Genomic DNA, 23,866 nt, shown 5'->3' with positions numbered 1-23,866 from the left:
CCGATGCCGGGGACTTCAGGCCTCCCACACTGCAGGTTTGCGGTCGATCCAGGGACGGGCCTCCTCCAGCTGGGCGGCGAGGGAGATCAGCGTGCCCTCGCCGCCCAGGCGCCCGGCGAGCATCACGCCGATCGGAAGGCTCTGCCCGTTCTCATCGCCGTCCGTCCAATGCAGCGGGACGTTGACGGCGGGCTGCCCGGAGATGTTGTACGCGGCGCAGAACGGGGTGAAGCGCTTCTGGCGTTCGAAGTTCTCGGCGGGCTCCTGATCGTGGAAGTACCCGATGGGCGCCGGCGGCTGGGCGAGGGTCGGGTGCAGGATCGCGTCGTACTCGTTCATGATCGGGAACGCGGCGCGGAGGGCGGCCTGGAGCAGGGCGTGCGCCCGGAAGAGGTCAGGGGCGGACGTGGCGTCGCCGCGCTCGCGCAACCAGCGGGTGAGCGGCTGGAGGAGATGCTCCGATTCGGGGGGAACGGGCGTGAGCGTGGCCATGACGCCCCACAGCAGCTCGAAGTGCGGCACGAGGTCGGGTCCGAGCACCGTGGGCAGCTCGACGACCTCGTGGCCGAGTTCGACCAGCAACGCCGTGGCGGCGTCATAGGCGGCGACGCAGTCGGGATGGACCTCGGCCCCGGGGACGGCCGGCTCGATACTGCGTGCGATCTTGAGACGGCCGGGCGGGCGGTCGGCGTACTCCAGGAACGTCCCCTCGACGGCGGGCGCCCGGTAGAGGTCGCCGGGCATGGGGACGGCCATGACGTCCAGGAGCATGGCGGCGTCGCGCACGGTCCGGGCGATCGGGCCGTTCGTCGCCAGACCGAACAGGTCGGGGACGATCGGACCCTGCGAGATCCTGCCGCGGGTGGGCTTGATGCCGAAGAGGCCGCAGGCGCTGCTGGGGATCCTGATGGAGCCGCCGCCGTCGCTGCCCTGCGCGACCGGCGCCAGCCCGGCGGCGACCGCCGCGGCCGCGCCGCCGCTGGAGCCACCCGCCGATCGGGACAGATCCCAGGGAGTGCGGGCGGGCGGCGCCACCGCATTTTCCGTATAACAGGGAAGACCGAATTCGGGTGTGGAGGTCTTGCCCAAAAGGACAGAGCCCGCTTGCCTGAGCAGTACCACAACATTGTCGTCGGCGAAACCGGTCAGATCGGCAAAAACTTCCGATCCAAGAGTAACTCGCACGCCGTTCACCATGTTCAGGTCCTTGATCGGCACCGGCACCCCGTGGAGGGGCGGCAGCGTCGCGGGATCCGAGGCGTCCATCACCTGCTTCTCGGCCCGGACGGCCTGCTCCCGGGCGAGCTCCGCGGTCACCGTGATATAGGCGCCGACCTGGGGATTTACCCGCTCAATGCGTTCCAGATAGTGATCGACGATCTCGACCGGGGAAAGATCCCGTGCGCGGACGGCCGCGGCGAGGGCGTGGGCGGTGAGGTCATGGGTATGCGTCACACCGCCGAACGGTAGACGCCGGATGCGCGAGCATCAAAGATGGCATCCGAAGGTACGCCGAAGAAGAGGGGATAGAAACAAACCTACCCGGACACCACACCCGTGAACCACCCAGTCGCGGCGACAAAAGTATTAACCCGACATGACTAGTCGCCAACCGCTGGAATCATTACTCTGCGCACAGAGGATCATGCTTCCCGCGAGAAAGGGATACGGAGCGTAGCTCATGGCCATCATGGAGCGGGGCAATAGCCAGGAGGCTCGTGGTCAGCCCCATGAGACACCCCTCAAACGCGGTGTCGACCAGCAGCCACAAACCTACGGTGACATGCTCAACAACCCCCAGATCCGCCGATGGATCGTACGCGGCGCCGTCGCGTTGGTCATCGGCGTGCTCTTCGCCGTCGTCTTCGACATCAGGATCGGGATCACCGCCGCGGTCGTGGCGGTCATCGTCGACACGGTCCGCAAGGCCCGCATGAACTCCAGCGTCACGGCCTGGCAGAAGTCGTCAGCCGCCGAGCGACGCACGGAGCGGCAGCTCAAGGCCCTGCAGAAGAACGGGTATCTCGTCCTGCACGCGCGCGCCGTCCCGATGGACGACGAGGGCGTCAGCGACGGCCGGATCGATCACCTGGTGATCGGCCCGAGCGGCGTCTACGCCATCGACTCGGAGAAATGGGACAAGCGCCTTCCGGTGCGGACCCTCTCGCACCGCAAGCTCTTCCACGGGCCCTTCAACAAGAAGGACCGGCTGGACGAGGCGCGGTGGGAGGCCGAGCAGGCGGCCAAGGCCCTCGAGGAGCGAGTCGGCTTCGAGGTGCCGGTGCAGGCGTCCGTGGCGATCTACGGCCCGTCCATCCCGTGGAAGGTCATGCGGGTCCGGGACGTGGACGTCTACGCGGGCAACCGGGCCAAGGGCTACCTGCGCCGGCGGCCCAAGGTCCTGACCGAGACCGACGTTCAGCGGATCTTCAAGGCCGCTGAGAAGGCGCTGCCCCCGAAGTATCCACAGGAACAGGAAGCGGCCTGACCCGGCGCGGCCAGGCAGCCTGACAAGCCGGCGCAGCCGCGTCGGACGGCTCAACGACGAGCCCCCAGCGATCGGAAACCCCTCGTGGGTACCGGAGCCGGAGGGGCACCTCGCACGGCGGGGTGCCCGCTCCACCTTCCTCGGTGTCCGCGTCTCCCCAACGCCGGCAGGGCGCGGCTCCCGCCCCCGGCGTTTTCTGTTCCCCCAGGTTGGTAAGCTCGGATGAGTCGACGCCGACCCCCCAGGACCTCTGCCGGGCCGGCATGGCAGCGCCGCGATCCGCCGCTGCGACATCCATCAAAAGCCCTGATCAACGCATACGATCTTGGGTACGGCTCGCAGATGTTGGGAGAGGTCCCTATGCCCCCGCTCAGGTCACGTACGGTCACCCACGGCAGGAACATGGCGGGCGCGCGCGCCCTGCTCCGTGCCACGGGCGTGGCGCGGGAGGACTTCGGCAAGCCGATCGTGGCCGTGGCCAACAGCTTCACCCAGTTCGTCCCGGGCCACGTGCACCTGCGCGAGGTCGGCGACGTGGTCGCGGGCGCGGTCCGCGAGGCCGGCGGCATCCCCCGGGAGTTCAACACGATCGCGGTCGACGACGGCATCGCCATGGGCCACGGCGGCATGCTCTACTCGCTGCCCTCGCGCGAGCTGATCGCCGACGCGGTCGAGTACATGGTCAACGCCCACTGCGCCGACGCGGTGATCTGCGTGTCCAACTGCGACAAGATCACCCCGGGCATGCTGCTGGCGGCGCTCCGCCTCAACATCCCCACGGTCTTCGTGTCGGGCGGCCCGATGGAGGCCGGCAAGCCCGTCAGCGGCGTGCACAACGGCAACAAGCTCGACCTGATCGACCCCATGATCGCCGCCGCCGACGAGTCGGTGTCCGAGGAGACCCTCGCCGAGATGGAGGAGAACGCCTGCCCGACCTGCGGCTCCTGCTCGGGCATGTTCACCGCCAACTCGATGAACTGCCTGACCGAGGCCATCGGCCTGTCCCTCCCCGGCAACGGCACGATCCTGGCGACCCACACCGCCCGCAAGGCGCTCTACCAGGACGCCGGCCGGACCGTGGTCGAGATCGCCCGCCGCTACTACGAGCAGGACGACCAGAGCGTCCTCCCGCTCAACATCGCGACCAAGGACGCGTTCGAGAACGCCATGGTCCTCGACATCGCGATGGGCGGCTCGACCAACACGATCCTGCACCTGCTGGCCGCCGCCGTCGAAGGCGGCGTCGACTTCGGCCTCAAGGAGATCGACGAGCTCTCCCGGCGCGTCCCCTGCATCTGCAAGCTGGCGCCCGCGACCGGCAAGTACCACGTCGAGGACTGCCACCGCGCCGGCGGCATCCCCGCCCTCCTCGGCGAGCTCGACCGGGCCGGTCTCCTGCACCGCCAGGTCACCTCGATCCACTCGTCCTCGCTCCCCGAGCACCTGGCGGCCTGGGACGTGCGTTCCCCGGAGATCACGCCCGAGGCCCGCGAGCTGTGGCACGCGGCCCCCGGCGGCGTCCGCAGCACCTCCGCGTTCAGCCAGAGCGCCCGCTGGGACGAGCTGGACCTCGACCGCGAGAACGGCTGCATCCGCGACGCCGAGCACGCCTACACCACCGACGGCGGCCTGGCCGTCCTCTACGGCAACATCGCCCCCGACGGCGCCATCGTGAAGACCGCCGGTGTCGAGGAGGAGCTCTGGACCTTCGAGGGCCCCGCCGTGGTCTTCGAAAGCCAGGACGACGCGGTCGAGGGCATCCTCGGCGGCAAGGTCACCGAAGGCGACGTCGTCGTCATCCGCTACGAGGGCCCGAAGGGCGGCCCCGGCATGCAGGAGATGCTCTACCCGACGAGCTTCCTGAAGGGCCGCGGCCTCGGCAAGGCCTGCGCCCTGATCACCGACGGCCGTTTCTCCGGCGGCACCTCGGGTCTGTCCATCGGCCACGCCTCCCCCGAGGCCGCCGCCGGCGGCGTGATCGCCCTGGTCGAGAACGGCGACCGGATCGTCATCGACATCCCCCGCCGCGTCCTGGATCTGGACGTCCCGCAGGACACCCTCGCCGCCCGCCGCGACAAGCTCCTGGCCAACGGCGGCTACCGCCCCCGAAACCGCCAGCGCCCCGTCTCCGCCGCCCTCCAGGCCTACGCCGCCATGGCGACCTCGGCCTCCACAGGCGCCGCCAGAGACGTCAACCAGCTCTATTAATTGCTTTCGCGGCCTCGGGGTCCTCGCCTGGCGGCTCGGACCCCGAACCGCAAAAGCGGCGGCCAAGCGAAGCTTGTCCTTTGAAAGGGCGGTTGGGCGGGGGGTGTAGCGGGTGGGAGCGCGGCATCGCTTCGCGATCTCTCGTGAAGCTTCGCCTCCGGCTCGCTTCACGACCCGTTAACGCGCTCGCGTGCGGGCTGAGGCAGTTGCGGGGTGGCGACGGCCGGGGTCAGCCGCAGCAGCCGCCTCCACAGCAGCCACCGCCGCCGCCCGAGCTCGGGCGCGGCGCGGGCGCGCTGGCCTTGCCGGAGCCGGTGACGGCGACCGTGGAGAGCAGTTTGACCGTGTCGTCGTGGCCTTCCGGGCAGGAGGCCGGGTCGGAGGCCTGGATCATCGGGCGGGACACCTCGAAGGTCGCCCCGCACGCACGGCAGCGGTAGTCATAACGTGGCACAAGCCAAGGATACGGGCATCGCGCCTTAGGGCGGGGGACGCTAGGCAGCTGGTTCTGTGACGTAGGCGGCCCATTGGGGGTCGCCGTCGTGGATGACGCCGATCAGGCGCCAGTGGGCGCCTCGGGGCACGCCGGGGGTGATGCTGAGGGTCCAGCCGAGCTCTTCGAGCAGGCGGTCGGCCTTGCGGTGGTTGCAGGACATGCAGGAGGCGACGCAGTTCTCCCAGACGTGCTTGCCGCCGCGGCTGCGCGGGTGGACGTGGTCGATCGTCTCGGCCCGGCGGCCGCAGTAGGCGCAACGGAAGTTGTCGCGCCGCATGAGGGCGGCCCGGGTCAGGGGAACGCGGGTGCGGTACGGGATGCGGACGTAACGGCGGAGCCGGATGACGGAGGGGACCTCGATCGACATCGTCGCCGCATGGAGGACCGCGCCCGAGGTGTCGTGATGAACGACGTCGGCCTTCTCCCGGAGCACGAGGCAGACCGCCCGCCGGAGCGGAAGCGTGGTGAGTGGTTCGTACGTCGCGTTCAGGAGGAGGACTTGTCGCATCAGACGCCCTCCACCGGGGCGTGCTTCCCTTTGGCCTCGGCGGACGCGCATCTGCGCGCCTCCCACCGAGGCCCGATTATTGTCTCCGGCACCTGCGCACCCGCCATGAGGACCTCCCCAGGGGCGAACCGAACCCGAAATCAGTGTGGCGCCTGAGAAGGCCGTCCGCTACCCCAATAATCCCCAATCGCGCACGAGATCGAACGCAAATGGCTTCCTCCACCACAGAAAGTGATGGAGGAAGCCCAGAAGCGGTAGACCGTGATCGTTGGTGAGGACACGGTGCGTGCCCGCACCTCATTGAGGTGCGGGGACGGCTCCTGGCGTGATGGGTTGCCCCGCTGGGGGCTGGACGTTGGTCGCCGGAGCGTCGGCGGGCGGCTGTGCGGCCCCGTTCTTGGGGGCCTGGTCCGCTGCCGGGCCCTGTTGCCAGGTCACACGGCCGTTGATCTGGACGGTGCCCGACGTGCTGGGCGCCAACTCGGCCGCCAGCGTGCCCTGCCGCTTCTGCCCGGCCTTCAGCGTGCCGTACCGGCACTGGATCGAGGTCTCCGCGACGACGCAGGGCTTGCTGACGGCCCGGACCTTCAGTTTCGGAGTCAGCCGGTGCGTGAGCACCACCTTCTCGACGCCCTCACCCCCGGTGTTCTTGATCGTCCAGCGCCAGGTGACCTTGTCGCCCGCGTCGGCGACGTCCGGCGCCGAGTAGTTGAACACGATCTTTCCGGTGTCCCCGGGCCCCGTTCGCGCGTCCGCCGGCACTGTGATGACCAGCAGCGACATTCCCGCCACCGCGCCGGCGGCGGTGCGCGCCGGCCAGCGGCGGTCCCCGATGATGCCCTTCATCTCAACCCCCGTCTCGAAGAGCTCAGTGATCACTGCCACTTCTACCGAAGATGGCGGGTCGGTTCATCTCGCCACACATGACAACCGGAGACCCCGCTCGCGCGACACGTATCTGATACGAGTACATGCCACTTTGCTCCAATCATCCGGAAAGAGCTTCGCGTGCGACATTTCTCCGCCCTCACGATCGCCGGTCTGGTCGCCGTCTCCCTCACCGCCTGCGGTGGCTCGGACTCGGCGGGCTCCGGCTCGGGAACACCCGGCGCCAAGGCCTCCACCTCGACCGCTCCGAAGACCCTCGCCCTCGCCGAGGTCGCCGGTCTGGTGCACAACCAGTTGAAGAACAAGAAGTCGGTCAGGATGAACGTCGACTCCGGCGACGGCTCGCAGGGAACCGTCGCGGTCAGCACCGAGAACGGCACGCCCGCGCTCGAAATCAAAATGACCTCCGAAGGTAAGGCGTTGCGGCTGATCAAGACCAAGAACGCCGTCTTCATGGAGGAGAAGGACCCCAAGGAGCAGCTGGCTCCCGGCAAGACGTTCATCCGTTTCGCCGCCGACTCCAAGAACCCGCTCGCCAAGCTGATGGTGGCCCTGGTCGGCGCGATGAGCAGCATCGCCGACACCGAGCAGCACAGGGCGCTGATGGCCTCGGGCGGCACGCTGGCCGGCCCGGTCACCGACAAGGTCGTCGACACGCCCGCGCAGCGCTACACGGTCAGCATCGACATGGCCAAGGCGCTCGAAACGATCGACCTGCGCAAATATCTCGCCTCGAACGTCGCGCTGGCCCAGCAGGTGACCAAGGGGCTGGGCGTCAAGAACGACCCGTCCGTGGACAAGCTGGCCAAACTGAGCGATGCCGATCTCGCCAAGCTGAAGGCCAACATGCTCAAGGCCGTCGCAGGAAAGCCCCTCACCTACGAGATCTGGGCCGACGCCCAGAACGTACCGCTGAAGTTCAGCGTGGAGGCCCCCACCAAGACGCGTGACAAGACCACCGTCACCCTTTTCGACTGGGGTATCGCCCCCGTCACGGCCCCGCCCGCCGAACTGGTCGCCGACATGCCCGATCTCAACTGACAGGGGCTTCCGCTCGTACCCACCAAGTCCCGTCGCGGATATCGGGCGGCCGGTGACGCGGGCCGGGCCGTTACAGTGCCAGCCATGAGCCGACCGCAGTACCCGTCCGCGCAGCGCCAGGAAATCGTCGATGACCTCTTCGGCCACCGGGTGGCCGATCCGTACCGGTGGCTGGAGGACCGGCAGGGCGAGGACACCGAGAAATGGCTGGCGGAGCAGGACGACCTGTTCCACCGCACGGTCGACGAGCTTCCCGGACGTGACGCGTTGCGGCGCAGGCTCGGTGAGCTGCTTGCGGCGGGCAGCGTCGGTTCGCCGGTGTGGCGGGGGGAACGGCGGTTCTTCACCCGCCGAACGGCCGGTCAGGAGCACCCGGTGCTCTACACGGTGGACCCGGACGGCACCGAACGGACCTTGCTCGACCCCATGGAGCTCGACTCGGCGGGGACGACCACGCTGGACGGGTGGCAGCCGGACAAGGAAGGCCGGCGCCTGGCGTACCGGGTATCGCACGGCGGCGATGAGGAGTCGCTGCTGTACGTGATCGACGTGGCCACCGGTGACATGGTGGAGGGGCCGATCGACCGGAGCCGTTACTCGTCGACCGCGTGGCTGCCCGGCGGCGAGGCGTACTACTACGTGCGCCGCCTGCCCGCCGACGGGGTGCCCGAGGGAGAGGACCAGTACCACCGGCGCGTCTACCTCCACCGCGTCGGCACCGATCCCGAGACCGACGACGTCCTGGTCTTCGGCGAGGGAATGGACAAGACCAACTACTACGGCGTCTCGGTGAGCCGGGACGGCCGGTGGCTCACGATCAGCTCGTCCCAGGGCACCGCGCCGCGCAACGATCTGTGGATCGCGGACCTGTCGGCCTCCCCGCCCGAACGTCCCGCCCTTCGTGCCGTCCAGGAGGGCGTCGACGCCGAGACCGGCCTCTATGTCGGACGCGACGGCCGCGCGTACATCTTCACCGACCGCGACGCGCCCCGTTCCCGGCTCTGCGTCGCCGATCCCGCCGACCCGTCGTTCGAGAACTGGCGGGACCTCCTCCCGCAGGATCCCGAGGCGGTGCTCAGCGACTACGCGATCCTCGACGACCTGGACCGGCCGATCCTCCTCGCGGGCTGGACCCGGCACGCGATCAGCGAGATCACCGTGCACGACCTGGCCACGGGTGAACGGATCGGCGAGGTGCCCATGCCGGGTCTCGGCTCGATCGGCGGCATCATCGAACGGCCCGAGGGCGGCCACGAAGCGTGGTTCGGCTACACCGACAACGTGACGCCGTCGTCGGTCATGCACTACGACGCCCGTACCGGTGAGACCACCCTGTGGGCGTCGGCACCCGGCACGGTCAGTGTTCCCGAGGTCGAGGCACGGCAGATCACGTACGAGTCGTACGACGGCACCGAGGTCCGCATGCTCGTCCTCGCCCTGCCGGGCGCGTCCGAGCCGCGCCCGACGATCCTCTACGGATACGGCGGCTTCAACGTGCCCCTGACCCCCGCGTACTCCGCGGGCATCCTCGCCTGGGTCGAGTCCGGCGGCGTGTACGCGATCGCCAACCTGCGCGGCGGCTCCGAAGAGGGCGAGGAATGGCACCGCGCGGGCATGCGCGACAAGAAGCAGAACGTGTTCGACGACTTCCACGCCGCCGCCGAGAAGCTGCGCGCCGACGGCTTGGCGAGCAAGCTCGCGATCTCCGGCGGCTCCAACGGCGGCCTGCTCGTCGGCGCGGCCCTGACCCAGCGCCCCGATCTCTACGACGCCGTGGTCTGCTCGGCGCCCCTGCTCGACATGGTCCGGTACGAGAAGTTCGGCCTCGGTGAGACCTGGAACGACGAGTACGGCACCGCCACCGATCCCGCCGAACTCACATGGCTCCTCTCGTACTCCCCGTACCACCACGTCAGCGAGGGAGTCGCCTATCCGGCCACGCTCTTCACGGTCTTCGACAGCGACACCCGTGTCGACCCGATGCACGCCCGCAAGATGTGCGCGGCGCTCCAGCACGCCACCAGCGGCGACGCACCGATCCTGCTCCGCAACGAGGCGGAGGTCGGCCATGACGCCCGCTCGGTCACCCGTTCGATCGGACTGATGGTGGACACGCTGTCGTTCATGGCCGCGCGTACCGGGCTCGTGCCGTCGGTCACATCCGGGCCCTGACGATGGCCGGAGTCAATTGACCCGTGGTCGAATAGCGGGGTGAGCTCAGTGCTGCGCCCCGGCGTCCAGGAACGTGTCCGCGCCCTCCTGGAGTCGCCGCCGGACCTGCACGACGGCTACCTCGACGTGCTCGGCCCCACCGCCGAGCCCACCCCGACCATCGCCCAACGGGTCATGCAGTCCACCTTCCTGCCCCAGATTTACGAACGCGTCTGGCGGCCGGTCGGCTTCAACCTCGCCAAGGGCTGGCCGGTGGGTCCCGACACCGCCGCCGAGCACACCCTCGCCCGCGACTGGCTCGGCCTCGCCCAGCCCGGCGACGTGCGCAAACCCGCCGCCACCGTCCTCGACGTCGCCTGCGGCCCAGGCAACGTCACCCGCGCCCTGGCCGCCGGCGTCGGGGAGAACGGCCTGGTCGTCGGCCTCGACGCGGCCCACGGCATGCTCGCCCGCGCGGCCGCCGACAGCACCGGCGACGTCGCCTACGTCCGTGGCAACGCCGTCGCCCTCCCCTTCCGCACCGACACGTTCGACGCGGTCTGCTGCTTCGGCGCCCTCTACCTCTTCGACGACCCCTGGGCCGCCGTCGACAGCATGGCGCGCGTACTCAAGCCGGGCGGGCGCCTGATCATCCTCACCACCCGCCGCCCGCCCCTGCCCGTGAGCCGCCTCAGCAGCGAACTCCTCCGCACCCTCTCCGGCGTCCGTATGTTCGGCGACCGCGAAGTGACCCGCGCCCTCACCGACCGCGGCTTCACCGACCTCAAACAACGCCGCTACCCGCTAATGCAACTCGTGGCAGCGTCGCACTGATCCAGAGCCCGGGCACCCCCTTGGAAGTGGCGGCGGCACACCAGCCAGATGGAGACATTGAGCCGAGGTGGGCCCCTATATGGCCGCGCCGCCGGGGCGGGTAACCCCCGCAGGCAGGGTGGGCGCGCGGGCAAGGGATGGGGACAAATGAGCCGCAGTGGGCTCCTGCCGGGCCACGCCGCCGGGGCAGGTAACCCCCGCGGGCAGGGGTAGAGACAACTGAGCCACAGTGGGCTCCTGCCGGGCCACGCCGCCGGGGCAGGTAACCACCGCAGGCAGGGTGGGCGCGCGGGCAAGGGGATGGGGACAAATGAGCCGCAGTGGGCTCCGGCCGGGCCACGCCGCCGGGGGGGTAACCACCGCAGGCAGGGTGGGGGCGCGGGCAAGGGAGTGGGGACAACCGAGCCACGTTGGGCCCCTGCATGGCCGCGCCGCCGGGCAGATAACCCCCGCGGGCAAGGTGAGTCGCGGTTAGGGGAGGTGGAGACAACTGAGCCGCAGTGGTCCCTGCATGGCCGCGCCGCCGGGCGGGTGACCACCGCGGGAGGGTGGGCGCGCGGGCAAGGGAGTGGGGGCAATTGAGCCGCGGTGGGCCCCTGCCGGGCCGCGCCGCCGGGTGGGTGACCACCGCGGCTCATCCGCTGTTCCCCTCAGCGGAGCTGTTACATGTCAGGCAAGCCCTTACATGTCAGGCAGACACTGCCGTTGTGCCAGGCGGACACATCAGCCCGCACGCGAGCGGGTTAACGGGTCGTGAAGCGACCCGAAGGCGAAGCTTCACGAGAGATCGCAAAGCGATGTCGCACTCCCACCTGCTACACCCCCGCCCAGCCGCCCTTTCAAAGGACCAGCTTCGCTTGGCCGCCGCTTTTGCGGTTTGACCCCCGAGCCGCCAGGCCAGGGGGTCAAGGCCGAAAAGCGATCAGCGCAGCCGTTTCTCCAGGTAGATGTTGACGATGCCGCCGATCACCTCGCGGCGGGTCTCCTTCCAGCCGAAGTTGCGGTAGAGCTTGAGCGCCGGGCCTTGGAGCTCGGTGGTGTCGGCCCGGAGGACGCGGTAGCCGAACTCGGCGGCGCGTTGCTCCAGGGCACGCACGATGGCGGCGCCGAAACCACGGCGTTGCACGCCAGGGCGAACGCGTAGGCGGACCATTTCGACGGCGTCGAGGTTGGGCGCGCCAGGGGCGTATCCGCCGAACGCACGCGCGCTGCCGCCTGGAACAAGGTCGGCGCGGCGAAGGCCGCCCATGGCGACGATCGTGCCGTCGAGCTCGCCGACGATGAACTCCCCGTCGTTCCGGAGATAGATGTCCTCCATTCGGAAGAAGTCGTGATCGTAATAGACGCCGTCGCCGGGGCGCAGACCCACCTGGGCCAGCCCCTCTCGATGGAGTTCGAGGACGGTGGCGTGGTCGGAGGCACGGTACCGACGGATGCGCAGGCCGCCGAAGGCCCAGATGGGCGGCTCCTGCTGGAGCCGGACCAGTCCTGCGCGGGTGCTGTCCACTCCCCCAGTGGTGAACTCGGGACGGCTTCGCCGGGGGTCGCCGTCCTGCGGTGCCATGGCGCCGCTCAGACCTGCTCGGAGGGGGGGACGGCAGGCGTTTCCTTCGTCGGGCTCTTCACCGAGGGTGCGGCGAGCGACTCGTAGAAGCCCTTGAGAGCGGGGATCTCTCCGTGTTTGGCGTTGACGGCCGCACCGAGCTGGCGCGCACGGTGGACCAGGATGTCGGAGCGATGCTCGTCGGGCAGTTCCAGGATGGCGTCCCGGCCCGCGTTCAGGGCGGCTTCGGGGTGGCCGGCGTGCAGCTTGCAGGCCGCCCGGTCAAGCCGTACGAGGGTCATGTCGACCCAGTCGGTGGCCGAGTACAACGTGAGGGCGTGACTCAATACCTCGTCGCCATGCTGGTGGTCGCCGAGATTAGTGAAGGTGTCACCCTCGTAGAAAGCCATCTGCCGGTCGGTGAACCCGAACGCCAGATCACTGGTCTGCGTCTTCGAGAGCTGGTCGAAGACGGAACGTCCGCGTACGAGAGCACGCCGGGCACTCGGAGCGGCATCGCTGCGGCCGCGCAGCGCCAGCTGGCCGAGCGCGCGCGCCTCGACCGCAGGAGCCATCGCCGCCGCGACACCGGGCGTGCGCCCGGCGAGGTCCTGCGCCTTGCGCGCCAGGTGCAGCGCCTCACGCGGATCGCCGTAGTACATCGGCACCAGGGACTCCCGCACCGTCACCCACGCCCGCAACTGCCGGTCGCCCGTCTCGTCCGCGGCGGTGCGCGCGGTGCGGAAGAACGACCGGGCCAGCCGGTGGTCACCCAGATTGATCATGATGAGACCTGACAGGCCGGACAACTGGGCGGCGATCCGGCAGAGCCGTTCCTGAAGCTCGACGGGCTGCCGCTTGTCACACATGCGGCGTACTTCGCTGAAGTCCAGCAGTACGTCGCACAACATCCGCAGGGACGGAGTGGCCTGGTATTGCTGGCCGTAGCCCAGGGTCGTCTCCTCCCACTGATCGAGCATGGTCGGTGACACTGTGGCGCTGACCAGGGTGTCGTCCATCTTGCGACGAAGGTTGTCCACCGCCCCAAGGAACTGCCCGTCGAGCGCCACGCCCGCTCCGGCCAGCAACTGCAGAAGGGTCCTACGAAGCACGATGTCCTCCTCTCCTACATCGACGGAGATGGGGGCTTCGGCGCGGTCATGCCCCCGCATTTCGTTGACTGAGATCCACTGACGGTCGTCCGGCCTGGGCACGACGACCGACCCCACAAGCGTGGCGGGTTCCTCCGGGACCCGCCGGTCGGCCGCCCTCCGATCCGCCGGCCGCGCGGGTCCCGACTCGCCCGGCCGGTCCACCGCACGCCCGTTCGCGCCTGCGGCGGTCTCGGGACGGGTCGCGTGCCCGCGACCGCAGATACAGGGACTCCGGTAACCGAGGTCGTCGGGCTCGACGCGGTAGACGGCGCAGAGGTAGTGCAGGTACTCGGGACCGGGACGCTTGTAGCCGCTCTCGTACGCCGACAGCAGCGTCTCCCCCAGCCGGGGACACGGCTTGCCGTCGACCTCGTACAGCGCCCGGACCTGAGCGACGATGTCGGACAATGCGACACCATGGGAAAGGCGGTGCGCCTTGACCCGGCTGGTGCCGAAAAGAGGGCCGCACTGATCGTGGATCTCAGCTGCGATCTCCACGGGGCAACGTCCTCGAGCCAGACCATGCGCGCGTATTCTGCGCGCTATGTCCGTTTCTTTCCGGGGGGGGTCCGACATCGTTTCCGGCCTCCTCACCGCTGAGCCCGGAAACAGGCCCTTTTAAAGGGGAAGGGGCCCGCGTCCGGCCACGGCGACCGGTGCTAGATGGACACGACAGATAATCTCTCGCGCACGCAGCGTAACTCTCGCAACGGGGCAGGCCAAGCCATTGTCATCGAAACCGAGGCGCTCCGCGGGCACCTTTAGACCCCGGGTAGAGGATCCTCCACCGGAGTGGGGTGAACCTACCCCTGAGGTGGGGCAATCCCGTACTTCAGCGAGCGGCATCCCTCTTGACCCACCATCGTGAGAGTTGCGATTCTCGCCGCGAGTAACGAAGTGCATTCAGAGAGTTCGATCACACGGGAACGTCCGAGCAGTCCTCGCAGCACGATCGACGGAGGGGGTGCGCAGGTGGTCAGCGACAGACGCGTCGGCTACCTCGAGGAGCTGGAGCACGAACTTGACACGCGCGGCCTGGTGGCCCGTGTGGTCAGGACCCGCTCGGGTCCGGCCTTCCTACGGGTGGTCAACCCGGAGGCCGCGAGCCTGGCGGAGGACGTCACGTGCGCGCCCGCTCCGGAGTCGCACGATCACTACTTCTGGTGGTCTTGGGGGGAGCGCATGCACCGGGTGGACGATCCGGAAGGCGCCGCGGTCAAGCTGGCGCACGTCCTGCAGGCCTACCGCCGCGAGACGCGCACCCTCGAACACCACGGCGTCGACACCCGCGGCCGCGGCGTCCAGGGTCGAGAGACCCACACGCCCCTGACCGCGAGACAGTGGCCGCCTGGCCACCGATGAGCCGGGCGTGTCCCGTGGGGTCACGGCCGGAACGGCGCGGCAGCCGGGCCCCACGGGACACGTTCGTCCTCCGGTGCATGCACAGGACACGCCCGGCTTCCCCATCCCAACTGAACACTCACCGCCCACCCTGCGCCAAGCCGACCCAAACGATCCGTCGGCCCAACCGGACTGGCAGCCCGAACCGTTCGGCGGCTCCACGGGCCGGCGATCCCAACAAGCTGGCGGCCCAACGGCTGGCGGCCCCAGGGCTAGCGACCCAACCGGGGCCGGTGGCTCAGCTGGGCCAGTGGCTCAACTGGTCGGCAGCCCGACGAACCGGCGGCACCAACGGCTAGCGGCCCAACCGGGCTAGCCGCCCCAACGAGCCAGCGGCCCAGGGCCTAGGGCCAGCGGACCGATGGCTCAACCGGCCGGCGACCCCGATGAGCCGGCCAGCGGGCCCCAACGGCCAGCAGCTCAACGGCTGGCGGCTCAAACGGGTCGGCGGCTCCGACAGGCGGCGACCCCAACGGGCCGGCGACCCCGGGAGCCTAAGGCCCAACTGGGCCAGCGGCTCAACGGAGCCGGTGGCTCAACCAGTCAGCGGCACCAACGGGCTGACAGCTCAACGGCTAGCGGCTCAAACGGGTCGGCGGCTCCGACAGGCAGGCGACCCTAGAGGGCCTAGCGGCCACAACGGGCTGGCGGCTCAAACGAGCTGGCGGCCCCAAGGTCTAAGGCCCAACAGGCCGACGGCTAGCGGCCAAACCAACCCGGCCGGCGGCCCTAGGGGGTCGGCGGCTCTGGTCGGTGCCGTTGGGGTCAAACGTTCCGGTGGATCTCATGGGGCGGCGGCCACAGCGGGGTGGCGGCTGCTAGGGGTCGGCCGCCATCGCTTCGCAACTCGACAGATCAGCCCACCGCGGATCTGGGGTCCAACGCCCGTACCCAGGTCCGCGGCAGAGGGTCAGTCCCTCCCCGGCCGGGTCCCGCCATGCCGCCGGCGCCGTACGAACCGCTCGTCACCGTCCCCTACGATCGGCTCGTACGACCGCCGCAGGTCCACGGCGACATGGCGGAGACACCCACACAAGCCGGCCGGGGAGGGTCTGCCACATGCCGCTCGCTCAGACGGCGCTCACCCTGGGGTCATCGCTGCCCTGGCAGCAGGAGGGCACGCCGGAGAAGGCGTGCGGCACTCCCAACCCCAGCGTTTCTTGCCGCTTGGTGTGGAACATCACGAACGACGAGCGCTTCACGCTTTTCTTCAAGACGTGGCTGGACACGCCGCTCAACGTCTTCTTCTGGATCGTCGTGACGCTGGTGTTCGCGCTGGTCCTGCGCAGCATCGCCCACCGCACGATCACCAAGGTCACGCTGCGCATGGCCGAGGGCACCATGTCGGAGAAGATCCGCGAGCGGACGCGGACGTCCTTCGAGGGCAGCCCCGCGCTGCTCAACCAGCGCAGGGCCCAGCGCGCCAAGACGCTGGGGTCGGTGCTGCGGTCGATCGCGTCCATCCTGATCATGGGTACCGCGGCGTTCAGCGTCCTGGGCGAGCTCGGTCTCAACCTGGCCCCCGTCCTGGCCAGCGCCAGCGTGATCGGCGTGGCCGTGGGCTTCGGCGCCCAGAACATCGTCAAGGACTTCCTGGCCGGATTGTTCATGCTGCTGGAGGACCAGTACGGGGTCGGTGACTTCATCGACGTGGGCACCGCCAAGGGCACGGTCGAGGCCGTCACCCTGCGCGTGACGCGCATGCGCGACGTCGACGGCGTGGTCTGGTACGTGCCGAACGGCGAGATCAAGAAGGTCGGCAACGAGTCCCAGAACTGGGGCCGCGCCGTCCTCGACATCCCGGTGGACATCCATGAGGACACCGAGCGGGTCAAGGAGATCCTCCAGGCGACCGCGGAGACGATGGCCGCGGACGCCGACTGGAAGGAACTGATCCTCGAAGAGCCGTCCGTCTGGGGCGTCCAGGCCCTCGCCGGCGACGCCGTCATCGTCCGAGTCGTGATCAAGACGGCGCCGGGCAAGCAGGCCAGCATCGCCCGTGAGCTGCGCGAACGCGTCAAGAAGGCGTTCGACGAGGCCGGTATCTCCGTGGCCACCCCGGGCGCGGGCGCCTGACCGGCTCACGACTTGATCAAGGTGATCTGTCACACACCGAGGGCGGGGCGCCCTCGCATAGGGTGGGGAGCGCCATGACACAACAGGTGACCTTCTACGAAGCGGTCGGCGGCGAGGAGACCTTCCGGCGCCTGGTCCACCGCTTCTACCAGGGTGTCGCTGACGACCCCCTGCTCCGCCCGCTCTATCCGGAAGAGGACCTCGGCCCCGCCGAAGACCGGCTGCGGCTCTTCCTCATCCAGTATTGGGGCGGCCCCAACACCTACAGCTCACAGCGCGGGCACCCCCGGCTGCGCATGCGGCACGCCCCGTTCGTCATCGGTGAGGCCGAGCGCGACGCGTGGTTGCGGCACATGCGCGACGCCGTGGACGAGCTTGAACTTCCCGAGGAGCTCGACACGATGCTCTGGAACTACCTCACGATGGCCGCGCAGAGCATGGTGAACGCCCACACCTGAGCGGGTAGATCGGCGGTATGACGCGATCCCCCTGGTGGCGTGACGCCGTCGTCTACGAGATCTATGTCCGCAGCTTCGCCGACTCCGATGGGGACGGTGAGGGCGATCTGCAGGGCGTCCGCTCCCGGCTCGGCTATCTGCGCGATCTCGGTGTGGACGCGCTGTGGCTCACCCCGTTCTACCGTTCCCCCCTGGCGGACGGCGGCTATGACGTGGCCGACTACCGTGACGTGGATCCGCGGTTCGGCGGCCTCGGCGACTTCGACGCGCTGGTCGCCGACGCGCACGCCCACGGGCTGCGGCTGATCGTCGACATCGTTCCCAACCACACGTCCGACCGGCATCCCTGGTTCCAGGAGGCGCTGGCCGCACCGCCCGGGTCTCCCGCGCGCGAGCGCTATATCTTCCGCCGGGGACGTCCAGGTGCAGGATCTTCCTCCGGCACCTCCCCCGGTGGAGGTTCTTCCACCCAAGTGGAGAAAGACCCCAAGTCGGTTGAAGGTTCCTCATACCGTGAAGGCGCGGAGGGGCCCCCGAACGACTGGCCTTCGGCGTTCGGCGGGCCGGCCTGGACGCGCCTGCCCGACGGGGAGTGGTATCTCCACCTGTACGCGCCCGAGCAGCCCGATCTCAACTGGCGCAATCCGGAGGTACGGGCGGAGTTCGAGGACATCCTGCGGTTCTGGCTCGACCGCGGTGTCGACGGCTTCCGGATCGACGTCGCCGCCGGTCTCTTCAAGGACGCCGCGTTCGCCGACCTCGCTGGCCGGAGCCGCCATGTCGTGAGCGGTCCCATCTACAGCCGGCCCGAGGTCCACGAGGTCTACCGCGACTGGCGCCGCATCCTGGACGGGTACGCGGGCGAGCGGATGGCGATCGGCGAGGTCTGGACCGAGAGCGCGGAGGACCTGGCGCTCTTCCTGCGGCCCGACGAGCTCCACCAGGTGTTCCAGTTCGATCTGCAGCTCGCCGGGTGGTCGGCGGAGTCGTTCCGCCAGGTGGTCACCACGGCGCTGGCCGCCGTCGCACCCACGGGTTCGGCGCCGACGTGGGTGCTCTCCAGCCACGATTCCGTACGCCACGTCTCGCGATACATGCCACCCGGCGGGCCCCCGGCCGCAGGGCTGGCCCGGGCCAGGGCCGCGCTGCTGTTCATGCTGGCATTGCCGGGTTCCGCGTACCTCTACCAGGGCGAGGAGCTGGGCCTCCCCGAGGTGGTCGACCTCCCCGACGCGGCCCGCCAGGATCCGGTGTGGAAGCGCTCCGGCGGCACGCAGCCTGGCCGGGACGGTTGCCGGGTCCCGCTGCCTTGGTCTGGGACGAACGAGCCGTACGGGTTCTCGCCCAACAGCAGCGGTGCCAAGCCGTGGCTCCCGATGCCCCCGGCGTGGGCCGACTTGACCGTTGAGGCGCAACTGTCCGACCCCGGCTCGACCCTCTCGTTCTACCGGCGGTCCTTGCAGCATCGCCGCGACCTGCACCTGCAGGAGTCGCTCGATTGGCTCTCCGCAGACCAGGATGTGGTGGCGTTCGCCCGCGGGCCACTCACGTGCGTGCTCAACTGCGGTGAACGTGCCGTACCGCTGCCCGCCGACGCCGGCCACGTCGTGATCAGCAGCGCCCCGGCCGATCAGCGTCTGCGACCGGCCGTCCAGGGTCAGCCGCACACCGATCAGGGTCAGCCGCACACCGATCAGCTTCTGCCGCACACCGATCAAGATCGGTCGCCGACAGGCCAAGGTTTGCAGTCGGCCGGTCAGGATCTGCTGCCCGCCGACACCTGCGCATGGCTGCTGCGCGCTCCGCAGTCGTCCTGATCGGGTGTTCCGAGGCCGCGCGTTCCGAAGGTCACCCGGATGCTCAGCCCACCGCCCGGGTTGGCCCGCGCGACAGCCTCGCCGCCATGTGCGCGGGCGATCGAGTCGACGATGGACAACCCGAGCCCGGTGCCTTCGCCGCGGGCATGGCGGCGCGGGTGCAGGCGGCGGAACGGTTCGAAGAGGTGAGGTACGACGTCGGAGGGCACCTTCGGCCCGGTGTTCCTGACCTTGAGCCCTGTGTCGTCCATGTGCACGAGGATCCGCCCGCCAGGGACGTTGTAGCGGAGGGCGTTCTCCAGGAGATTGCGCACCAGGTGCCTGAAGAGGGTCGGATCTCCCTCCAGCCGTACAGGCTCGATGTACGTTTCGACCGTAACGTCGCGATCGCGGGCCTCGGCTGCGTGCTCGGCCACGACGCCCTCCACCATCTCGCCTGCGTCGATCGGCTCGGGCCGGTCCAGCCCTCGATCGCTGGCCGACAGCAGCAGGAGTCCCTCGATGAGCCGCTCGCTGCGGTCCGCCACGTCCAGCAGTTTGGTGCGGACGCGCGCGACCCTCGCCGGGTCGGGATCGGCCAGGCCGATCTCCAGCGCGGCGCGCTGCACGGCGAGCGGGGTCCGCAGCTCGTGGGCGGCGTTGGCGACGAACCGCTGCTGCGCGGAGACCAGGCCCTGCAACCGATCGAGCATGGCGTCGAACGTGTCGGCGAGGTCCTTGAGCTCACCCGGCGGGGCCGCGAGGGCGATGCGTTCGTCCAGATTCTCGCCGGAGAGGCGCCGGGCGGTGGCGGTGATCGTATGCACGGGACGCAGCACGCGCCCGGCCATCCACCACGCCAGGAACACCGACACGACGGCGAAGATCGCGAGCGCGATGAGTGAGACGATCAGCAGCTGCTCGTACGCGGTGTCCTCGGCGGCGGTCGCGGCCCGGCCGAGGGTGGCGGCCCGGCCGCGCACCGCCTCCGGCGTCATGCCAGGGACCGCGTCTGTGCCCTGGACCGACTCTGTGCCCTGGACCGGCCCCGTACCCTGGGCCGACTCCGTGCCCTCAGCCGCCTGCGTGGGTTTCGCCGCCACTGCGGGCGCCCAGTCTGCCGGGATCGCCAGGGTGATCGCGGTGGGCAGGCGGTCGGCCAGGGACTTCCTCATCAGGAAGTAGACCGACGCGACGAGTCCTCCGCCTGCGACGAGCAGCAGGCCTCCGTACAGGGCTGTGAGTCTGGCCCGGGCAGTGATCCTCATGCGCTCGCTCTCATCCGCTCGCCCGCATCCGGTAGCCGGACCCCGACACGGTCTCGACCACGGCCGGCTGCCCCAGCTTGGCCCGCAGCTTGCTGACGGTCACCCGTACGGCATTGGAGTTGTAGCTGATGTGCTCCTCCCAGACCTCTTCGATCAGCTCATCGGTGCCGACCACCGCGCCGTCCGCGCGCATCAGCGTCTCCAGGACTGCGAACTCCTTGCGCGAGAGGTCGAGGCGGCGGCCGTCGCGATACGCCTGGCGGCGCGGGATGTCGAGGACGACCCCGGCCCGTTCCAGGACGGGCGGCAGCGCGGGGCGGGCCCGCCGTCCCAGGGCCAGCACACGGGCGACGAGTTCCTCGTAGGAGAACGGCTTGGGCAAGTAGTCGTCCGCCCCCAGTCCGAGGCCCTCGACGCGATCCCGGACAGTGCCGGACGCGGTCAGCATCAGGATCCGCGTCAACCGCCCGCTGCGTACGACCTGACGGCAGACGTCGTCGCCGTGGACCTCGGGCAGGTCTCGGTCCAGCACGACCACGTCATAGTCCATCGCCTCGAACCGGCGCAGCGCCTCCGCGCCGTCGTGGGCGACGTCCGTCGCGATCGCCTGGGCCCGGAGTCCCTCGGCGATCAGCTCCGCCAGGTAGTCCTCGTCCTCCACCACCAGCACGCGCATGCCCTAGGTCTACCTGACCTGCCATTTCGAAAAGATAAGCAGCCAGGCCCCGCCGGGATTAAGGAAAGGAAACACCCGGTCCGGCCACCCTCTCGGACATGGCCGGACGGATCGGGTCCGGCCCGACGGGAGGACATCCCATGATCACCAATCGTCATCGGTTGCGTGGGCTCACTGCAGCCTTGACTCTGTCCGCCTTGGCCTTCCTCGGCACAGCCTGCGGCGGGGACGCGGGTGGCAGCGGCAAGGAGAACCCCTCCGTCTCCGGCACCGCGCCCGCCGGCAAGGGCGGAGGCGACCGGATGCCCTCGATGGACCAGCAGCTCAAGTTCGCCAAGTGCATGCGCGAGCACGGCGTCGACATGCCTGACCCCAAACCCGGCGAGGCCCAACGCGGCATCGCCATCGGCGGGAAGGGCGCGAGCGCGGAGAAGATCGAGAAGGCCCTGAAGAGCTGCCGGAGCGTCGCGGGGATCCCGGAACCGAAGCCGATCTCGCAGGAGCAGAAGGACAGGATGCTCAAGTTCGCCCAATGCATGCGCCAGCACGGCGTAGACATGCCCGACCCGAAATTCGACGGCAAAGGCGGCATGGCGGCCGCCCAGCGTGCTCCGCAGAGCGAGGCCGAAAGAGTGAAGTTCGACAAGGCCAACAGGGCCTGCGCCGCGTTCGGATGATCTTCCGGCGCGCGGACGCGAGGGAAAGCAGGCCATGAAGCGAAAAACGATCATCGGCGCCACGGCGGCCCTGGTCGTCGCGGCCACCGGGGCGGGGATCACCGTCAATGCGACGGCCGACGGCGGCGGCAAGCGCGAGCGGCGCGGTCCGGGTGCCGCCATGACCACCGCCCCGGTGGAACGCGGCGACCTGAGCGACAGCACCTCCGTCCAGGGAACGCTCGGCTACGGGGGCGAACGCAAACTGAAGGCGGGCGCCGGTGGGACCGTGACGTGGGTCAAGAGCCCCGGTGCCACCGTCCGCCTGAACGGCAGGCTCTACGAACTGGACGGACGGCCCGTACGGCTGATGTACGGCACACGTCCGATGTATCGGACGCTCAAGACCGGCGACGAGGGACCCGACGTACTGCAGCTGGAGAAGAACCTCAGCGCCCTCGGCTACAGCCTGACCGTGGACCAGAAGTACACCGCGGCCACCGCCGACGCGGTCAGGCGCTGGCAGAAGGCCCACGACGGCAAGGCCACAGGAACGGTGGGCCCGGACGCGATCGTCTTCGCCCCCGGGCCGGTCCGGGTGAAGAGCCGGGACGCGTCAGCGGGCGACCGCGTCACCCCCGGCAGCCCGGTCGTGACCTCCTCCGGAGCCGAACAGGTCGTCAGCCTCAAGCTCGAAGTCGATCAGGCGAGCACCCTCAGAAAGGGCACGAAGGTCACCGTCGAGCTGCCCGCCGGCCGTACCGCACGGGGCGCCGTGCGCAGCATCGGCACCACGGCAGCCAAGGACGGCGGCGGAGGCGATGAGGGTGAGGCCAAGGTCGACGTGATCATCGAGCTCGACCACCCGAGCAAGGCGGGCGGCCTCGACCAGGCCCCCGTCACCGTGAACATCACGACCCAGACGAGCAAGAACGTGCTCTCCGTCCCCGTCCAAGCCCTGCTGGCGCTGCCAGGTGGCGGCTATGGCGTCCGGGTGGTCACCCCGGGCACGCCTCGTACCGTCAAGGTTGAGCTCGGTGTCTTCGGCGACGGCCGCGTAGAGGTGGCGGGCGAAGGTCTCAGTGAGGGCATGAAGGTCGAGGTGCCCAAGTCATGACCCCGCCAGTCGTTGAGCTCATCGGGGTGCGGAAGGAGTACCCGGGTGGCGTCGCCGCGCTGGCCGGGATCGATCTGACCATCCAGCGCGGCGAGCTCGTAGCGATCGCCGGGCCGTCCGGGTCGGGCAAGTCCACATTGCTCCACATCATCGGCAGCCTGGACCGCCCGTCCGCGGGCACGGTCCGGATCGCCGGGCACGAAGTGGCAGGGCTCTCCGACCGCGAGCTTTCGGCCCTGCGCGCCCAGAACCTGGGGTTCGTGTTCCAGTCGTTCCACCTGGCCGCCGGCGCCTCCGCACTGGACAACGTGGCGGACGGGCTCCTCTACAGCGGCCAGCCGTTGCGGGCCCGCCGGCGCAAGGCGAGGGCCGTGCTGGCACAGGTCGGCCTCTCCGACCGGATGACGCACCGGCCGCATGAACTGTCAGGCGGCCAGAAGCAGCGGGTCGCAATCGCCCGCGCGATCATCGGCGAACCCGCGTTGCTGCTGGCCGACGAGCCGACCGGCGCGCTCGACTCCGCCTCTGGCGACACCGTGATGGCACTGCTGCGCGACCTGAACGCCCAGGGCACGACGATCGCCGTGATCACGCACGACCACGAGATCGCTGCGGCACTCCCCCGGCAGATACGCCTCCGCGACGGCCTCATCGTCTCCGACACGCGAACACCAATGCAGGCAGGCGCCATATGAAGGTCGGGCCTATGAAAGCCGGGCCTATGAGGGGGGAGCCTGCGAGAGGTGAGCGTGCGAGGGGCGGGCGTGCGAGGGGTGAAGGTGCGAGGGCGGGCCGATGAGGAGCCGACGTGCAAGGGACGAATGTGCCAAGGACGGGCCTGCGAGGGGCGGGCCTGCGAGGGGCGGGCCTGCGAGGGGCGGGCCTGCGAGGGGCGGGCCTGCGAGAGATGAGCGTGTGAGGCGGGCGTGCGAGGCGTGATTGTGCGAGGGGCGAGCCCGCGAGGCGTGACCGTGCGAGGGCCGGGCCTGCGTGAGATGAGTGTGCGAGGGGCGGGCGTGCGAGAGGTGATCGTGCGAGGGCGGGCCGATGAGGAGCCGACGTGCAAGGGGTGAACGTGCAAAGAGCGAACATGCCAAGGACGGGCCT

General features: G+C 69.5%; 20 protein-coding genes. 12 read left to right on the top strand and 8 right to left on the bottom strand.

What is annotated here, in order from left to right; translation table 11 throughout:
• Positions 1–15 precede the first annotated feature (15 nt).
• Positions 16–1,455 carry an amidase gene (locus F8566_RS20945; RefSeq protein WP_151562339.1) on the bottom strand — a complete coding sequence of 480 codons (1,440 nt, stop codon included), beginning with the start codon at positions 1,453–1,455 and terminating at the stop codon, positions 16–18.
• Positions 1,456–1,681: 226 nt separating this feature from the next.
• On the opposite strand from F8566_RS20945, the gene F8566_RS20940 reads away from it, so the two are divergent.
• A complete protein-coding gene (locus F8566_RS20940; protein WP_151562337.1) occupies positions 1,682–2,488 on the top strand; it encodes a nuclease-related domain-containing protein in 807 nt (268 codons plus the stop codon).
• Between the two features lie 360 nt (positions 2,489–2,848).
• Complete coding sequence (gene ilvD, locus F8566_RS20935) at positions 2,849–4,696, top strand: dihydroxy-acid dehydratase (RefSeq protein ID WP_151562335.1); 1,848 nt, start codon at positions 2,849–2,851, stop codon at positions 4,694–4,696.
• 229 nt (positions 4,697–4,925) lie between these two features.
• On the opposite strand, the gene F8566_RS20930 is transcribed toward ilvD, so the two are convergent.
• The 3 genes from F8566_RS20930 to F8566_RS20920 form a co-directional block, all read right to left on the bottom strand.
• Positions 4,926–5,150 (bottom strand): FmdB family zinc ribbon protein, encoded by a 225-nt coding sequence (locus F8566_RS20930; protein ID WP_151562333.1) that lies wholly within the window; start codon positions 5,148–5,150, stop codon positions 4,926–4,928.
• A gap of 40 nt (positions 5,151–5,190) precedes the next feature.
• Complete coding sequence (locus F8566_RS20925) at positions 5,191–5,700, bottom strand: HNH endonuclease (protein ID WP_151562331.1); 510 nt, start codon at positions 5,698–5,700, stop codon at positions 5,191–5,193.
• A 297-nt stretch (positions 5,701–5,997) separates the two neighbouring features.
• Positions 5,998–6,585, bottom strand: a complete 588-nt coding sequence (locus F8566_RS20920; RefSeq protein WP_151562329.1) for a DUF11 domain-containing protein — start codon at positions 6,583–6,585, stop codon at positions 5,998–6,000.
• 123 nt (positions 6,586–6,708) lie between these two features.
• Between F8566_RS20920 and F8566_RS20915 the strand changes: the two genes are divergently transcribed.
• From F8566_RS20915 to F8566_RS20905, 3 genes are all read left to right on the top strand, one after another.
• A complete protein-coding gene (locus F8566_RS20915; protein WP_151562327.1) occupies positions 6,709–7,629 on the top strand; it encodes a hypothetical protein in 921 nt (306 codons plus the stop codon).
• An 84-nt stretch (positions 7,630–7,713) separates the two neighbouring features.
• On the top strand, positions 7,714–9,801 hold the full coding sequence (locus F8566_RS20910; RefSeq protein ID WP_151562325.1) for a prolyl oligopeptidase family serine peptidase: 2,088 nt from the start codon (positions 7,714–7,716) through the stop codon (positions 9,799–9,801).
• Between the two features lie 39 nt (positions 9,802–9,840).
• A complete protein-coding gene (locus F8566_RS20905) occupies positions 9,841–10,614 on the top strand; it encodes a class I SAM-dependent methyltransferase (protein WP_225993366.1) in 774 nt (257 codons plus the stop codon).
• A gap of 922 nt (positions 10,615–11,536) precedes the next feature.
• Here the strand turns inward: F8566_RS20905 and F8566_RS20900 are convergent.
• Complete coding sequence (locus F8566_RS20900; protein ID WP_151562323.1) at positions 11,537–12,178, bottom strand: GNAT family N-acetyltransferase; 642 nt, start codon at positions 12,176–12,178, stop codon at positions 11,537–11,539.
• 8 nt (positions 12,179–12,186) lie between these two features.
• Positions 12,187–13,809 carry an XRE family transcriptional regulator gene (locus F8566_RS20895; RefSeq protein ID WP_151562321.1) on the bottom strand — a complete coding sequence of 541 codons (1,623 nt, stop codon included), beginning with the start codon at positions 13,807–13,809 and terminating at the stop codon, positions 12,187–12,189.
• 474 nt (positions 13,810–14,283) lie between these two features.
• Between F8566_RS20895 and F8566_RS20890 the strand changes: the two genes are divergently transcribed.
• The 4 genes from F8566_RS20890 to F8566_RS20875 all read left to right on the top strand — a co-directional run bounded on the left by F8566_RS20890 (position 14,284) and on the right by F8566_RS20875 (position 19,063).
• A complete protein-coding gene (locus F8566_RS20890; protein WP_225993364.1) occupies positions 14,284–14,673 on the top strand; it encodes a hypothetical protein in 390 nt (129 codons plus the stop codon).
• Between the two features lie 1,098 nt (positions 14,674–15,771).
• Positions 15,772–16,788, top strand: a complete 1,017-nt coding sequence (locus tag F8566_RS20885; RefSeq protein ID WP_151562319.1) for a mechanosensitive ion channel family protein — start codon at positions 15,772–15,774, stop codon at positions 16,786–16,788.
• Between the two features lie 74 nt (positions 16,789–16,862).
• Complete coding sequence (locus F8566_RS20880) at positions 16,863–17,246, top strand: globin (protein ID WP_151562317.1); 384 nt, start codon at positions 16,863–16,865, stop codon at positions 17,244–17,246.
• Positions 17,247–17,263: 17 nt separating this feature from the next.
• Positions 17,264–19,063 (top strand): glycoside hydrolase family 13 protein, encoded by a 1,800-nt coding sequence (locus F8566_RS20875; RefSeq protein ID WP_225993363.1) that lies wholly within the window; start codon positions 17,264–17,266, stop codon positions 19,061–19,063.
• Here the strand turns inward: F8566_RS20875 and F8566_RS20870 are convergent.
• Both F8566_RS20870 and F8566_RS20865 read right to left on the bottom strand, forming a co-directional pair.
• Complete coding sequence (locus F8566_RS20870) at positions 19,003–20,310, bottom strand: sensor histidine kinase (protein ID WP_151562315.1); 1,308 nt, start codon at positions 20,308–20,310, stop codon at positions 19,003–19,005. The genes F8566_RS20875 and F8566_RS20870 overlap by 61 nt on opposite strands.
• Before the next feature lie 10 nt (positions 20,311–20,320).
• Positions 20,321–20,986 (bottom strand): response regulator transcription factor, encoded by a 666-nt coding sequence (locus F8566_RS20865; protein ID WP_151562313.1) that lies wholly within the window; start codon positions 20,984–20,986, stop codon positions 20,321–20,323.
• Between the two features lie 182 nt (positions 20,987–21,168).
• Here F8566_RS20865 and F8566_RS20860 point away from each other — a divergent pair, with 182 nt between their 5' ends.
• From F8566_RS20860 to F8566_RS20850, 3 genes are read left to right on the top strand one after another with little or no spacing between them, the layout of a single operon-like run.
• On the top strand, positions 21,169–21,663 hold the full coding sequence (locus tag F8566_RS20860) for a hypothetical protein (protein ID WP_151562311.1): 495 nt from the start codon (positions 21,169–21,171) through the stop codon (positions 21,661–21,663).
• Positions 21,664–21,697: 34 nt separating this feature from the next.
• The gene (locus tag F8566_RS20855; protein ID WP_151562309.1) at positions 21,698–22,759 is read left to right on the top strand and encodes an efflux RND transporter periplasmic adaptor subunit; all 1,062 of its coding nucleotides are present in this window, start codon (positions 21,698–21,700) and stop codon (positions 22,757–22,759) included.
• Complete coding sequence (locus F8566_RS20850; RefSeq protein ID WP_151562307.1) at positions 22,756–23,454, top strand: ABC transporter ATP-binding protein; 699 nt, start codon at positions 22,756–22,758, stop codon at positions 23,452–23,454. The genes F8566_RS20855 and F8566_RS20850 overlap by 4 nt, the downstream gene beginning before the upstream one ends.
• Positions 23,455–23,866: the final 412 nt, after the last annotated feature.

This window comes from Actinomadura rudentiformis (genome assembly GCF_008923185.1).
In the GTDB taxonomy this organism is placed as follows: domain Bacteria; phylum Actinomycetota; class Actinomycetes; order Streptosporangiales; family Streptosporangiaceae; genus Spirillospora; species Spirillospora rudentiformis.
The sequence above is the reverse complement of the archived record's forward strand: the minus strand, read 5'-3'. Positions and strand labels throughout refer to the sequence as shown.